This is a genomic window from Herbaspirillum frisingense GSF30 (assembly GCF_000300975.2).
Classification (GTDB): Bacteria; Pseudomonadota; Gammaproteobacteria; order Burkholderiales; family Burkholderiaceae_D; genus Herbaspirillum; species Herbaspirillum frisingense.
Map to the genome: position 1 here is coordinate 21122 of NZ_AEEC02000011.1, position 14511 is coordinate 35632.

The window sequence follows — 14511 nt, forward strand, 5'->3', positions numbered from 1 at the left end:
CGGTGCATCCCTCTTTCCTGAAGGCGAACTGATCGCCAGGTGAAGATCAGTACTTGGGTGGCTGTTTGTCTTCGCGGCTGGCGCGACGATCGCTCGTGCTGCTGTCGCGGGAGGACGAGGAGCTTTCGCGGTCACGCGAGCGGGCGTTGTCGCGATTGGCATCACGTTCGCGGGCACGGCTGCTGCGATCGCTGTCCTTGGCATCCTTGTCCTTCCCATCTTTTCCCTTGGCGTCATCCTTGGCCGCATCGGCCGCGGGTGCCGGCGCCGGCGGCGTCACGGTCTGGATGCCCTTGGCCGCCATGTATTCGTGCATGTCCTTCCAGCCGGTGAAGATGCCGGCCTTCAGGGCATCGGGATTGCGCTGGTAGCAGTCTTCCAGGCTCTGGCCGGCCTGGCGGCAGCCGGCGCCCAGCGCGATGCCCTCGGCCTTGGCCTCTTCCGGGGTCTGCTTGGGCTTGGTGAAGCTGCTGACATAGTCGCACGCGGACAGCGACAGGCTGACGGCGGATATCAAGGCCAGGTTGGCCAACAGGCGACGGGCCTGGGATGAGCTTGCTGACATGCGTTCCCTCGTTGGGTCGGTTGCTCTTGTTGTTGACGGGCCTGCGGCCCTTGGCGGCAAACGGACAAAAGGCCATTGCAAGCGACGCTCGCAACAGCCTTCTGATCCTTTTGCAGGCTGATCCGTCTATTTTCACCTCGGCAAGCAGGCTTGCATACGAGGAAAAGAAGCCGAAACAGCCCTGAAATTGACGCTCCCGGCCAGGGAACCCCGGCCGGTGCGCCTTGACACGCGTACTGACAGGCCTTACTTGGCGGTCGCCAGGGCGACGGTCGTGTCCAGCATGCGGTTGGAGAAGCCCCACTCGTTGTCGTACCAGGACGACACCTTCACCAGACGGCCGGAGACCTTGGTCAGGGTGGCGTCGAAGTTGGACGATGCCGGGTTGTGGTTGAAGTCCACCGACACCAGCGGCTCGGTGTTGTAGGTCAGGATGCCCTTCAACGGACCGGCTTCTGCAGCGGCCTTCAGGACGGCATTGACTTCCTCCACGGTGGTGTCGCGCGAGGCCACGAAGGACAGGTCCACCAGCGAGACGTTGATGGTCGGCACGCGGATGGCGAAACCGTCCAGCTTGCCGTTCAGTTCCGGCAACACCAGGCCGACCGCGGCAGCAGCGCCGGTCTTGGTCGGGATCATGGACTGGGTGGCCGAACGGGCGCGACGCAGGTCTTCGTGATACACGTCGGTCAGCACCTGGTCGTTGGTGTAGGCGTGGATGGTGGTCATCAGGCCGGTTTCCAGGCCGATCTTTTCGTGCAGCGGCTGCACCAGCGGTGCCAGGCAGTTGGTGGTGCAAGAGGCGTTGGAGATGACGGTGTCGGACGCCTTCAGCACCTGGTGGTTCACGCCGAAGACGACGGTGGCGTCCACGTCCTTGCCGCCCGGAGCGGAGATGATCACCTTCTTGGCGCCGCCCTTGATGTGGGCGCTGGCCTTTTCCTTGGTGGTGAAGAAGCCGGTGCATTCCAGCACCACGTCCACACCCAGCTCGCCCCAGGGCAGCTCGGCCGGATTGCGCTGGGCCAGCACCTTGATGCGGTCGCCGTTGACGACGATGGAATCGCCATCGACGGTCACGGTGCCGGGGAACTTGCCGTGGGCGGTGTCGTACTGGGTCAGGTGGGCATTGGTCTTCGGATCGCCCAGGTCGTTGATGGCGACGATTTCGATATCGTGCTTCTTGCCGCCTTCGTAGTGGGCGCGCAGGATATTGCGGCCGATACGGCCATAACCGTTGATTGCTACGCGAATGGTCATGCTGTTCTCCTCAAGTAGTAAAAATCGATGCAAACCGATAGCCGGTAAAGCGACCTGCCCGTCAGCCTACGCCCTTGCGGCGCACTGGCCCGGTCATGATTCCGCCTTTTCCGGCCTTCCTGCCGTTCTTGTTCTTACCGCATCCACGCTCAGGACTTCAGCTGGCGCCAGACGAAACCGATTTCGTCCAGTTCACTGCCATCATCCCAGGTGAAGGTTTGTTCATAAAGCCTTTCGGCCCCCAGCGACTCGAAAAATTCCCCGGCGCCTTCGTTCTTGCTCAATACCCACGCCATCAGGCCGGTCGCGCCGGCGCTGATGAGAGTGGCCGCGACATTGGCCAGCAGGCGCTTGCCCAGGCCACGGCGCTGTTCATCGGGCAGCACGCAGATCGCGGTCAGCTCGGCATCGCAGCCGAAGCGGGCTTCGGCCAGCGTCATGCCGGAGGCAAAACCGATGATCTCGCCACCACTCTCGGCCACGAAGGTACAGGCCGCATCCGAGGAGGCTTCCAGCACCTGTTCCCACAGCTTGACGCTTTCCTCGGGCTTCAAATGGTCGAGGTAGCTGTCCGGCACCAGGCCGCGATAGCTGGCACGCCAGGCGTCGATGCGCACACCGGCGATGGACGCCGCATCACCCTTGCGGGCAAGGCGGATCAGGACCTGCTCGCTCATGGCTGGCGTAGCGCTCAAGCCAGCACTGCCTTGGCCTTGGCCACCACGTTTTCGACGGTGAAGCCGAAGTGCTTGAACAGCACGCCGGCCGGTGCCGATTCGCCGAAGGTGTCGATACCGACCACGGCGCCTTCCAGGCCCACGTACTTGTACCAGAAGGCGGTCACGCCGGCCTCGATGGCCACGCGCGGGATGCCACGCGGCAGCACCGATGCCTTGTAGGCCGAATCCTGGCGGTCGAACACGTCGGTCGAGGGCATCGAGACGATACGCACGGCGATGCCTTCGGCGCTCAGCGCATCGGCGGCCTTGGTGGCCAGCTCGATTTCGGAACCGGTAGCGATCAGCACCACCTTGGCATTGGGCGCATCACGCAGCACGTAGCCGCCACGGGCGATGTCCTTGACCTGGGCGTCGGTACGCTCCTGGAAGGGCAGGTTCTGGCGCGAGAAGATCAGGGTGCTGGGACCATCGTTGCGCTTGATCGACTCGGCCCAGGCCACCGCGGTCTCGGTGGTGTCGCACGGACGCCAGTTGTCCAGGTTGGGGATCAGGCGCAGGCTGGAGACGTGTTCCACCGACTGGTGGGTGGGGCCGTCTTCGCCCAGGCCGATGGAGTCGTGGGTGAACACGAACAGCGAACGGATCTTCATCAGCGCGGCCATGCGCAGGGCATTGCGGCTGTAGTCGGAGAAGGTCAGGAAGGTCGCGCCGAAGGGCAGGTAGCCGCCATGCAGGGCGATACCGTTCATCATGGCGCTCATGCCGAACTCGCGCACACCGTAGTTGATGTGGTTGCCGCGCTGGTCGGCGCGCACGGCCACCGATTCCTTCCAGTTGGTCAGGTTCGAGCCGGTCAGGTCGGCCGAGCCGCCCAGGAATTCCGGCAGTGCCTGCGCATAGGCCTGGATGGCGTTCTGGCTGGCCTTGCGGGTGGCGATGGTTTCCTTCTTTTCCAGCGTGGAATTGATGTAGGCGGTCACCGTCGATTCGAACGCGGCCGGCAGTTCGCCCTTCAGGCGGCGCAGCAGTTCGGCGGCTTCGGCCGGGAACTGGGCGGCGTAGGTATCGAAGGTCTGCTTCCAGCTGGATTCGAAGTCGGCACCGGTGGCCTTGGCATCCCAGGCGGCGTAGACATCGGCCGGGATCTCGAAGGGAGCAGAGGGCCAGCCCAGCGCTTCGCGCACGGCAGCGATTTCCTTGTCACCCAGGGCGGCGCCGTGCACCTTGTCGGTACCGGCCAGGTTGGGCGAACCCTTGCCGATGACGGTGCGGCAGCAGATCAGGGTCGGCTTGTCGGCCAGCTTGGCCTGGTGGATGGCGGCGCTGACCGCCTCGACGTTGTGGCCGTCCACGGCCGGGATGACGTTCCAGCCGTAGGCTTCGAAGCGCTTCGGGGTGTCGTCCTTGAACCAGCCTTCGACGTGGCCGTCGATGGAGATGCCGTTGTCGTCATACAGCACGATCAGCTTGGACAGGTTCAGCACGCCCGCCAGCGAGCAGGCCTCGTGCGAGATGCCTTCCATCAGGCAGCCATCGCCGACGAAGGCGTAGGTGTAATGATCGACCACGGACAGGCCGGGCTTGTTGAATTCGGCCGCCAGCAGCTTTTCGGCCAGCGCCATGCCCACGGCATTGGTGATGCCCTGGCCCAGCGGGCCGGTGGTGGTTTCCACGCCCGGGGTGATGTGCACTTCGGGGTGGCCGGCAGTCTTGGAATGCAGCTGGCGGAAGTTCTTGATGTCGTCCATCGACAGGTCGTAGCCGGTCAGGTGCAGCAGCGCGTACTGCAGCATGGAGCCGTGGCCGTTGGAGAGCACGAAGCGGTCGCGGTTGGCCCACTGCGGATTGGCCGGATTGTGGCGATAGTGCTTGGCCCACAGGGCGACTGCGATTTCGGCCATCCCCATCGGCATGCCCGGGTGACCGGAATTGGCTTTCTGAACTGCGTCCATCGCCAGCGCGCGGATCGCGTTGGCCATCTTGTCGGTGGGGAGAGTGGAAATCATGTCGATGTCTGTGTGTGCTGTGCTGGAGGCGCCGACTGGCGCATGAATCGGGTTCTGAAGCCAAAGCGCCCGCCCGGAATACCCGGGACAAGCGCGGGGCCGTATTTTACCAGAGTGCGTCGGGGGGATTAAAATTCGGGGTCGGCCTATGAATCGTCTGACAAGATTTTTCGATGTTTCTTGCATTTTCTTGATCTCCCTCGCCCCCAGGACCCTGCCCCATGCCTCGTTTCTATTTCCCGCACCCCCTGGCGATCGGTTCGGCCGTGGTCCTGCCCGAGCAGATCGCCCACCACGTGCAGGTGCTGCGCCTGCAGCCGGGCGACACCATCACCCTCTTCAATGGCGAAGGAGGTGAATACACCGCCAGCCTGACCGCCATCGAGAAGAAGCGCGCCCACGCCGAACCCAAGACCTTTTCCCCGCGCGAAGCCGAGCTGCCCTATGGCCTGACCCTGGCCCAGGCCCTGCCCGAAGGGTCGAAGATGGACTGGATCATCGAAAAAGCCGTGGAACTGGGCGCCACCGCCCTCCAGCCGCTGGCCGCCCAACGTTGCGTGGTACGGCTCTCGGGCGAACGCGCCGAGAAGAAGCAGGCCCACTGGCAAGGCATCATCCACGCCGCCGCCGAACAATGTGGCCGCAACCGCCTGCCGCATCTGGCCGAAGTGACCGACTTCAAGCGCTGGATCGCCCAGAGCGACCTGCACCGGCGCATCCTGCTCTCGCCCCGCGGCGAGCAGCCGCTCTCCGGCTGGGCCCGCCATCACCCGCCGCAGGCAGTGACGCTGGTGGTCGGCCCGGAAGGCGGCTTCAGCGAGGAAGAAGAAAACCTGGCCTGCGCCCAGGGCGCGCTGATGCTGTCCATGGGCAGCCGCGTGCTGCGCACCGAGACCGCCGGGCTGGCCGCCCTGGCCGCCCTGAATGCGGTATGGGGCGAACTGTAATCTCCGGCTGACCCGACTTGCCGATCTGCCGACCTGCCGCCTAAACGTGCAGACCCGCCGCACTTGAGGTGCAAAAACGGCGCAGGCCTCACCAATTTGTCTCATCGACAAGCTGCGCCGTTGCTCCCATGACATCCTGCCGCGCGGCAATTTCCGCCGCAAAGCCGCTTCCCGCCTGACTTCCCCCTCCCACCGCAGCGCCTGACGATGGCCTGGCACGGCTTCTGCTTAAAGATATTCAATCTTGTATTCAAGTTTGAATATCCAAAATGAACGCCACCCAGACCCCGCAACAAGCTGCCTTCCAAGCCGCCGATATCCACGCCAGCGCCGGTACGGACATCCCCACCATCGCCGCCACCCTGGCCGCCTACCGCGAGGGGCGCAGCACCCCCGGCAAGACCGTGGCCGATCTGCTGGCGCGCATCGACAGCGCCGGTCGCAATGAAGTCTGGATCAGCCGGGTGCCGCCCAAGCAGCTCAAGCAACAGGCTGCGGCGCTGGACCTGATGCTGCAGATCAAGGGCGAGGCGGTGTTCGAGACCATGCCGCTGTTCGGCATCCCCTTCGCGGTCAAGGACAACATCGACGTGGCCGACATGTCTACCACCGGCGCCTGTCCCGAATTCGGCCGTCTGGCCAGCGAGAGCGCCACCGTGGTGCAGCGCCTGCAGGCCGCCGGCGCCCTGCTGGTGGGCAAGACCAACCTCGACCAGTTCGCCACCGGGCTGGTGGGCGTGCGCTCACCCTACGGTGCGGTGCGCAATGCGCTCAAGCCGCAGTATGTCTCGGGCGGGTCCAGTTCCGGTTCGGCCGTGGCCGTGGCGCTGGGACAGGTGATGTTTTCGCTGGGAACCGATACCGCCGGCTCGGGCCGCGTGCCGGCCGCCTTCAACCATCTGGTGGGCCTCAAGCCAACCAAGGGACTCATCAGCGGACGTGGCCTGGTGCCGGCCTGCCGGACGCTGGACTGCATTTCCATCTTCGCCCACGACGTGGCCGACGCCTGGCGCGTGCTGCACAGCGCCGCCGGCTACGACGCCGAGGACGGTTATTCGCGCCGCCCGGCGATGCTGGGCGTGAAGCGCCGTGGCTACCGCATCGCCATTCCTGATGTCTGCGAGTTCTACGGCGACACGGCCGCCCAGGAAGCCTGGGAGCGCAGCCTGGCGCAGATCGCGGCGCTGCCCGGCGTGACGCTGGCGCGCATTCCCTTCGCCCCCTTCAGCGATGCCGCGCAGCTGTTGTACCAGGGCCCCTGGGTGGCTGAACGCCGCGCCGCGCTGGGCGACTTCTTCCTGGAAAACCCGCAGGCCATCGACCCGGTGGTGCATCAGATCACCGCCCAGTCGGACAATTACGACGCGGTGGACGCCTTCAATGCCCAGTACCGCCTGGCCGACCTGCGGCGCGAGGCCGAAGACCTGCTCGAAGGCAGCGACCTGATGCTGGTGCCGACCACCACCACCTTCCCCACCATCGCCGAGGTCCAGGCTGATCCGGTGGTGCGCAATTCGCAACTGGGCTACTACACCAACTTCGTCAACCTGATGGACATGGCGGCCCTGGCCATCCCTGGCGTGTGGCGGCGCGATGGCCTGCCGGCCGGTGTGACCCTGATCGGCCCGGCCGGGTCCGACCACCTGCTGGCCGAGGCTGGTGCGCGCCTGCAGCAGCAACTGGGCGGTGCCGCCCAGGCCGATGCGATTGCCGCCGCGCCGCTGCCCTTCAATGAAAGCACCATCAAGGTCTGCGTGGTCGGCGCCCACCTTTCCGGCCAGCCGCTGAACTGGCAATTGCTGGAAGCCGGGGCACGCCGCGTAGCCGTCACCCGCACCGCCGCCCACTACCGGCTGTATGCCCTGGCCGGCACCACACCGCCCAAACCCGGCCTGGCCCGCACCGAAGGCGATGGTGCCGCCATCGCAGTGGAAGTGTGGGAAATGCCGCTGCGCCAGTTCGGCGGCTTCGTGGCCGCCATTCCGGCACCGCTGGGCATCGGCACGGTGGAGCTGGCCGACGGCAGCAGCGTCAAGGGCTTCATCTGCGAGCCGGCCGGCATTGCCGGCGCCACCGACATCACCCACCACGGCGGCTGGGTCCACTACCTCGATTCGCTGAACTGACACGACCGATACGACCGACACCTCACCACGGAGCTGCTCATGAAAAAGAACACCCTCTCCCCCCTGCAGGACACCACCCGCCGCCGCTTTATCGCCAGGGCCGGTCTGGTGGCGGCCACCACCGCCATCGCTGGCGCCCCGGCCATCCTGCGCGCGCAGACGCCACCGATCCGCATCGGCTACTGGCCGGTGGCCGCCGGCCTGCCCTTCTACGCCGCCGTGGAAGCGGGCTATTTCAAGGAAGCCGGGCTGGAAGTGCAGGCCATCAAGTTCGCCGGCGCCCAGCAGGTGATGGAGGCCATGCTGGCCGGCCGTGCCGATGGCTCGGCCAATGGCACCGGCGCCGGCAACCTGGCCATCGGCGAGATCGCGCAGCCGGGCCTGTTCAAGATCTTCGCCACCAATCCCAGCAATGCCAAGTACGTGCTCGATGAATTCCTGGTGCCCAAGGACAGCCCGGTCAAATCGATTGCCGAATTGAAGGGCAAGAAGGTCGCCTCTGGCCCCGGCATCCAGAACGTCACGTTGGCCAAGACCGTGCTGGAACGGGCCGGCGCCACCGGCGCTACCGTGGTGGAACTGCCCATCGGCCAGCACGTGGCCTCGCTGGCGGCCGGCCAGGTCGATGCCGCCTATACGCTGGAACCCACCGGCACCGTCGGCCGCATGAACAACACCACCCGCGTGCTGGAAGCGGGCGTGATCGCCAAGTACATCCTGGGCGACCCGATGGCGCCCTGGCATGGCGGTGCGGCAGCGCTGACCACGGAATTCATCAAGAAGCATCCCGAGGTAGCCCGCAAATACATCGCCGCCTATGCACGTGGCATCGAACTGGTGCGCAGCAAGCCCGACCAGGCACGCACCTACCTCAAGGGCTATACCGCCATCGAGGGTTCGCTCACCAATGAAGTGCCGCTGGCGGCCTACATGCTCTACAACGAGTTCAAGCCCAGCGATATCGCCTACTTCCAGAAGTTCTACGATCTGTTCGTCGAGAAGGGTGTGTTCTCGCAGCGCATCGTGGTCGACAACCTGATCTACAAGGGCTGAGGCCATCATGAACGAGACCGTCGCTCCTTCCGTGACCGTGGCCGCCAGCAAGCCCACGGCGACCTCGCCCCCACCCCCGCCAACCGTCGTGCGCAAGCGTCCGGCGCTGGGCCGGCTCTTGCCCATCGTCGGCCCCATCGCGCTGTTCGTGGTGTGGGACCTGGTGGTGCGCGCCGGCTGGATCAAGGCGATCCTGCTGCCGCCGCCCGAAGCTACGCTCATGGCCATGCTCAAGGGCCTGGCCGGCGGACCGCTGCTGATGGACTTCAGCGTCACGGTGGTGCGCACGCTGGAGGCCTTCGTGATTGCCATGGTGCTGGGGGTGCCCATCGGGGTGCTGTTGGGCAGCAATGAACGCGCCTACCGCAGCGTGGAATTCCTGATCGACTTCTTCCGTTCCACACCGTCGTCGGCGCTGATCCCGCTGTTCCTGCTGATCTTCGGCGTCTCCGACATCAACAAGGTCGCCATCGCTGCCTTCGGCGCTTTCCTGATCGTGCTCTTCAACAGCGCCTATGGCGTGCTCAACGCCCGCAAGCAGCGCGTCATGGCGGCCAAGGTGATGGGGGCGTCGCGCTGGCGCATCTTTTGCGACGTGCTGCTGTGGGAAAGCCTGCAGGCCACCTTCGTGGGTCTGCGCAGTGCGGTCTCGATGGCGCTGGTGATCGTGATCGTGGCGGAGATGTTCATCGGCTCCGAGAACGGCCTGGGTCACCGCATCATCGATACCCAGCAGGTCCTCAACGTGCGCGAGATGTATGCCGCCATCCTCTCGGCCGGCGCCCTCGGATACGTGCTGAACGTGGTCTTCATCATCATCGAAAAACGTATCGTCCACTGGAGCGGAAGATGAGCGTCGTCATCAGTCCCAAGATCGACCTGCCCCCGGAAACCCCTTTCCTTCCCGGGCCGCCAGGCACCCATATCACCATTCGCGGCCTGACCAAGCATTTCGCCGGCTGGCCCCTGTACGAGAATTTCGACCTGGACATCCCCAAGCAGCAGATCGTCTCCGTCTTCGGCCCCAATGGCTGCGGCAAGTCCACGCTGATCAACATGATCGCCGGGCTGATCCCCATCGACGCCGGCCAGATCCTGTTCGACGGCAAGTCGCTGGCCCAGACCAAGATCGGCTACGTGTTCCAGAACTACCGCGATGCCATGTTCCCGTGGCAGCGCACCATCGACAACATCGCCTATCCATTGAAGCTGGAAGGCAAGTCCAAGGCCGAGATCAAGCACCGGGTCGATGAACTGGTGGCGTCCTTCGACGTCAAGTTCGACCTCATGCGCTATCCCTACGAGCTGTCCGGCGGCCAGCAGCAGACCGCCTCCATCATGCGCGCCCTGGCGCCGGGGCCGGAAGTGCTGTTTCTGGACGAACCCTTCTCGGCACTGGATTTCGAGATGACGCTGTTCATCCGCGAAAAGCTGCAGCAGGTTTTCATGCAGACCGGCACCACCATGGTCCTGGTCTCGCACGACCTGGAAGAAGCGGTCTATCTGGCCGACCAGATCCTGCTGCTGACCAAGCGCCCGACGGCGGTGGCAGACATCTTGCATTACCAGGATGCGCGACCGCGCACGGTGGAGACGCTGTCGCAGGCGGGCTTCATCGCGGCCAAGAAGCTGTCCATGGAAATCTTCCAGCGCGAAGTGCGCAAACCGGCGCGGATGCAGGCGCCGGGAACGCTGGCGCTGTCCTGAGCAATGCAAGAAGACGATTGTTTCGAGAAAGGGCGCCGTGACTCCCTTTCGTCCTGAGTAGCGGCCACGCCGCGTATCGAAGGCGCGCCTTCGATACGGCCCTGAAGGGCCTACTCAGTCCGAACGGCCAGTAGCCAGTAGTCAGGCCGCAGTTAGTGTTGACAGCAGGCACTGCAAATTACCCCGAGCGATATTGCCATTCCCAACCACCCACGTTCTGACTGGAGCGCAACAACATGAAAAACCGCCGCGATTTTCTGAAACTGTCCGGAGCCGCCGCCCTGGGCGCCGCCTTCCCGCTTGACCTGCTGGCCGCAGGTCCCCTGACCGTGGGCTTCATCTATGTCGGCGCGCGCGATGACTTCGGCTACAACCAGTCGCATGCGCAAGCCGCCGCCATCATCAAGAAGATGCCGGGCGTGAAGGTGATCGAAGAAGAAAAGGTCCCCGAGACCGTGGCCGTGCAAAAGACCATGGAAGCCATGATCCAGCAGGATGGCGCCACCCTGCTGTTCCCGACCTCCTTCGGCTACTTCGACCCGCATGTCCTGAAGATCGCCGAGAAATATCCCAAGGTGCGCATCGCCCACTGTGGCGGCCTGTGGACCGCCGGCAAGCACCCGATGAACGTGGGCAGCTTCTTCGGCTACATCGAGGAGTGCGAATACCTCTCCGGCGTAGTGGCCGGCCACATGAGCAAGAGCAAGAAGCTGGCCTTCATCGCCGCCAAGCCCATTCCGCAGGTGCTGCGCAACATCAACGCCTTCACCCTGGGCGCGCAGTCGGTCGACCCTTCCATCACCTGCCACGTCATCTTCACCGGTGACTGGTCGCTGCCGGTGAAGGAAGCCGAAGCCGCCAACAGCCTCATCGACCAGGGTTGCGACGTCATCACCTGCCACGTCGACGGCCCCAAGGTGATCGTCGAGACCGCCGAGAAGCGCGGCATCATGACCACCGGCTATCACGCCAGCCAGGCTTCGCTGGCGCCCAAGGGTTATCTCACCGGCGCCGAGTGGAACTGGGCCACGCCCTATACCGAGATCGTCAAGGCCACGCTGGAAGGCAAGCCCATGATCAACTTCCTGCGCGGCGGCCTGAAGGACAACTTCGTGAAGATGTCTCCCTATGGCGCAGCCGTGAGCGCCCCGGCCAAGAAGAAGGCCGATGAGATCAAGGCCCAGATGCTGGCCGGCAAGTTCCAGATCTTCAAGGGACCGATCAAGGACAACAAGGGCAATACCGTGATCCCGGCCGGCACCACCCAGGTCCAGACCGATGTGGCGCTGGAGAAGATGAATTACCTGGTGGCCGGCGTGGTCGGCCAGGTCTGACGCGAGCACGCAGGACGGCACCATGACTACCCTCCCCGCTCCCGGCGTGGCTGCGCCGACCGGACCGACGGCCTCGCCCTGGCGCAGGCTGCGGTCGGCCCTGCTCAATGGCGTGGCGCCGGCCCTGCCGACCTTGTGCGCCCTGGCCGGCACGCTGCTGTTGTTCGTGCTGTTCCTGCTGGTGCAAGGCAAGCCGGCGGGCGATGCCTGCCTGCTGATCTACCAGGGTGCCTTCGGTACCCTGTTCGCCTGGCAGAACACCTTGCAACGTGCCGCGCCCCTGCTGCTGACTGCCCTGTGCGTGGCCTTGCCGGCGCGGGTGGGCCTGATCGTCATCGGTGGCGAGGGCGCACTGGCGCTGGGCGGACTGGCGGCGGCGGTGATGCCGCAACTGCTGCCGGGCCTGCCGGCGCTGGTGATGCTGGTGCTCATGGCCGTAGCCGCCATGCTGGCCGGTGGCCTGTGGATCGCCCTGTGTGGTGGGCTGCGCCAGTGGCGCGGTGTCAACGAGACGATCTCCAGCCTGTTGCTGTCCTATCTCGCGGTGGCGGTGTTCAAGCATCTGGTGGAAGGCCCCCTGCGCGACCCGGCCAGCCTGAACAAGCCCTCCACCCTGCCCTTGCCCGACCCCTACCTGGTGGGTTCGCTGCCGGGGCTGGAAGTGCATTGGGGCCTGGCCTGGGGCGCCATCGCCTGTATCGCGGCCTGGGTCTTCCTGCGCCATAGCGTGTCCGGCTTTGCCATGGGCGTGGTGGGCGGCAATGTGCGCACGGCACGGCTGGTGGGGCTGTCGGTCAATCGCCTGGTGCTCACGGCCTGCGCGCTGGGGGGCGCGGCGGCCGGACTGGCGGGCATGTTCGAGGTCAGCGCGGTGCAGGGCAGCGCCACCAGCGCGCTGCTGGCCGGCTATGGTTTCTCGGGCATCCTGGTGGCCTTCGCGGCGCGCCAGAATCCGCTGGCCATCATCGTCTGCGCAATCGTCATCGGTGGCGTGGAAGCCAGCGGCAGCCTGCTGCAACGCCGACTGGACCTGCCCGACGCCACCACGCTGGTGCTGCAGGGCCTGCTGTTCTGCAACCTGCTGGCCTGGGAATCCATCACCGGCCGCCTGGCCGCCCTGAAGCTGCGCTGGCAGCAGGCGGCGCCAACCCTCCCGAGCAAGGAGTCCCGCCATGCATGACTTCGACTATGCGACCCTGCTGCTGGCGCTGTTCGCCGGGGCGATCCGGGTCGGCACGCCCTTCCTCTTCGTCAGCCTGGGCGAATGCCTCACCGAAAAAGGCGGGCGCGTGAACCTGGGGCTGGAAGGCATCCTGGTCTGCGGCGCCATGACCGGCTATGCGGCCTCCTTCTACACCGGCTCGGCCTGGCTGGGGGTGCTGGCGGCGGGCTGTTCGGGCTTGCTGCTGGGGGTGCTGCACGGGGTGGTGTGCTCGCTGCCACGGGTCAACGACATCGCCTTCGGCATTGCCTTGATGCTGCTGGGCACCGGCCTGGCCTTCTTCCTGGGCAAGCCCTTCATCCAGCCGCAGGCGCCGATGCTGCCTTCCATCGACCTGGGCGCCTGGAGCAGCAATGAGCGCTTGCACCACGCCCTGCAGATCAATGCGCTGTTCTTCGTCGGCGTGGCGCTGGCCCTGCTGCTGCAATGGGGCCTGTCGGCCACGCGCTGGGGGCTGGCGCTGCGGCTGGTGGGCGACCATGCCGAAACCGCCCGCGCCCTGGGTTATCGCCTGACCGGCACGCGTATTGCAGCCACCGCCGCAGGCGGATTCCTGGCAGCGGTGGGCGGCGCCTATCTCTCGCTGTACTACCCCGGCAGCTGGAACGAAGGTCTCTCCAGCGGCCAGGGCCTGATGGCAGTGGCGCTGGTGATCTTCGCGCGCTGGCAACCCTGGCGCTGCCTGCTGGCGGCGCTGCTGTTCGGCGCAGCCGGCGCACTGGGCCCGGCGCTGCAGGCAGTGGGCGTGACCTCCGGTTACTACCTCTTCAATGCGGCGCCCTATGCGCTGACGCTCTTGATCATGATCCTCACCTGCCGTCCCGACCGCACGCTGTCCAGCGCCCCGGGCGAACTGAGCCTGACCCGATAATCCCGACAATCCCGACAATCCCGATAATCAAGCTAGGAGCCACCATGCCCGAACTCTTCATCAAGGCCGAACCCTATGCCTGGCCCTACGATGGCGCCCTGACCCCGGCCAATACCGCGCTCATTGTCATCGACATGCAGACCGATTTCTGCGGCATCGGCGGTTACGTCGACAAGATGGGTTACGACCTCTCGCTCACGCGTGCACCGATTGAGCCGATCAAGCGCGTGCTGGCCGCCATGCGCGCCGGTGGCTACACCATCATCCACACCCGCGAAGGCCACCGCCCCGACCTCTCCGACCTGCCTGCCAACAAGCGCTGGCGCTCGCGCCAGATCGGTACCAATGGCGTGGGCATCGGCGACGCCGGTCCCTGCGGCCGCATCCTGGTGCGCGGCGAGCCGGGCTGGGAAATCATCCCGGAACTGGCGCCCATCGCTGGCGAGATCATCATCGACAAACCCGGCAAGGGCTCCTTCTGCGCCACCGACCTGGAAATGATCCTGCACACCCGGGGCATCCGCAACATCGTGCTGACCGGCATCACCACCGATGTCTGCGTGCACACCACCATGCGCGAGGCCAATGACCGTGGCTTCGAATGCGTGATGCTGTCCGACTGCTGTGGCGCCACCGACCACAACAACCACCTGGCAGCGCTGTCGATGATCAAGATGCAGGGTGGCGTCTTCGGCGCGGTCTCGGATTCGGCCGCGCTGATCGATGTGATCGGGGCCTGA

General features: G+C 65.3%; 13 protein-coding genes. 9 read left to right on the forward strand and 4 right to left on the reverse strand.

The genetic code is table 11. The features are described from left to right. Positions 1-46: 46 nt before the first annotated feature. From HFRIS_RS09710 to tkt, 4 genes are all read right to left on the reverse strand, one after another. On the reverse strand, positions 47-565 hold the full coding sequence (locus HFRIS_RS09710) for a hypothetical protein (RefSeq protein ID WP_039875190.1): 519 nt from the start codon (positions 563-565) through the stop codon (positions 47-49). Positions 566-811: 246 nt separating this feature from the next. Further along, positions 812-1825, reverse strand: a complete 1014-nt coding sequence (gene gap, locus HFRIS_RS09720) for a type I glyceraldehyde-3-phosphate dehydrogenase (RefSeq protein WP_006463138.1) — start codon at positions 1823-1825, stop codon at positions 812-814. 149 nt (positions 1826-1974) lie between these two features. Next, the gene (locus HFRIS_RS09725) at positions 1975-2502 is read right to left on the reverse strand and encodes a GNAT family N-acetyltransferase (RefSeq protein ID WP_006463139.1); all 528 of its coding nucleotides are present in this window, start codon (positions 2500-2502) and stop codon (positions 1975-1977) included. A gap of 14 nt (positions 2503-2516) precedes the next feature. Further along, positions 2517-4517, reverse strand: coding sequence for a transketolase (gene tkt / locus HFRIS_RS09730; protein WP_338033737.1), 2001 nt, complete (start codon positions 4515-4517; stop codon positions 2517-2519). 215 nt (positions 4518-4732) lie between these two features. Between tkt and HFRIS_RS09735 the strand changes: the two genes are divergently transcribed. The 9 genes from HFRIS_RS09735 (at position 4733) to biuH (ending at position 14511) form a co-directional block, all read left to right on the forward strand. Further along, entirely contained in the window at positions 4733-5458 is a 726-nt protein-coding gene (locus tag HFRIS_RS09735; protein WP_006463141.1) for a 16S rRNA (uracil(1498)-N(3))-methyltransferase, read from the forward strand. A 269-nt stretch (positions 5459-5727) separates the two neighbouring features. Next, positions 5728-7584: an allophanate hydrolase gene (gene atzF, locus HFRIS_RS09740; RefSeq protein ID WP_006463142.1), complete on the forward strand. Its 1857-nt coding sequence runs from the start codon at positions 5728-5730 to the stop codon at positions 7582-7584. A gap of 39 nt (positions 7585-7623) precedes the next feature. Further along, positions 7624-8637: an ABC transporter substrate-binding protein gene (locus tag HFRIS_RS09745; protein ID WP_006463143.1), complete on the forward strand. Its 1014-nt coding sequence runs from the start codon at positions 7624-7626 to the stop codon at positions 8635-8637. Between the two features lie 7 nt (positions 8638-8644). After that, positions 8645-9490 (forward strand): ABC transporter permease, encoded by an 846-nt coding sequence (locus HFRIS_RS09750; RefSeq protein ID WP_006463144.1) that lies wholly within the window; start codon positions 8645-8647, stop codon positions 9488-9490. Continuing rightward, positions 9487-10344, forward strand: coding sequence for an ABC transporter ATP-binding protein (locus tag HFRIS_RS09755; protein WP_006463145.1), 858 nt, complete (start codon positions 9487-9489; stop codon positions 10342-10344). The genes HFRIS_RS09750 and HFRIS_RS09755 overlap by 4 nt, the downstream gene beginning before the upstream one ends. Positions 10345-10580: 236 nt before the next feature. Then, positions 10581-11678, forward strand: a complete 1098-nt coding sequence (locus HFRIS_RS09760) for a BMP family ABC transporter substrate-binding protein (RefSeq protein WP_006463146.1) — start codon at positions 10581-10583, stop codon at positions 11676-11678. Positions 11679-11700: 22 nt separating this feature from the next. Then, complete coding sequence (locus HFRIS_RS09765) at positions 11701-12858, forward strand: ABC transporter permease (protein ID WP_006463147.1); 1158 nt, start codon at positions 11701-11703, stop codon at positions 12856-12858. Continuing rightward, positions 12851-13771 carry an ABC transporter permease gene (locus HFRIS_RS09770; protein WP_006463148.1) on the forward strand — a complete coding sequence of 307 codons (921 nt, stop codon included), beginning with the start codon at positions 12851-12853 and terminating at the stop codon, positions 13769-13771. The genes HFRIS_RS09765 and HFRIS_RS09770 overlap by 8 nt, the downstream gene beginning before the upstream one ends. A 44-nt stretch (positions 13772-13815) precedes the next feature. Further along, positions 13816-14511 carry a biuret amidohydrolase gene (gene biuH, locus HFRIS_RS09775; RefSeq protein ID WP_006463149.1) on the forward strand — a complete coding sequence of 232 codons (696 nt, stop codon included), beginning with the start codon at positions 13816-13818 and terminating at the stop codon, positions 14509-14511.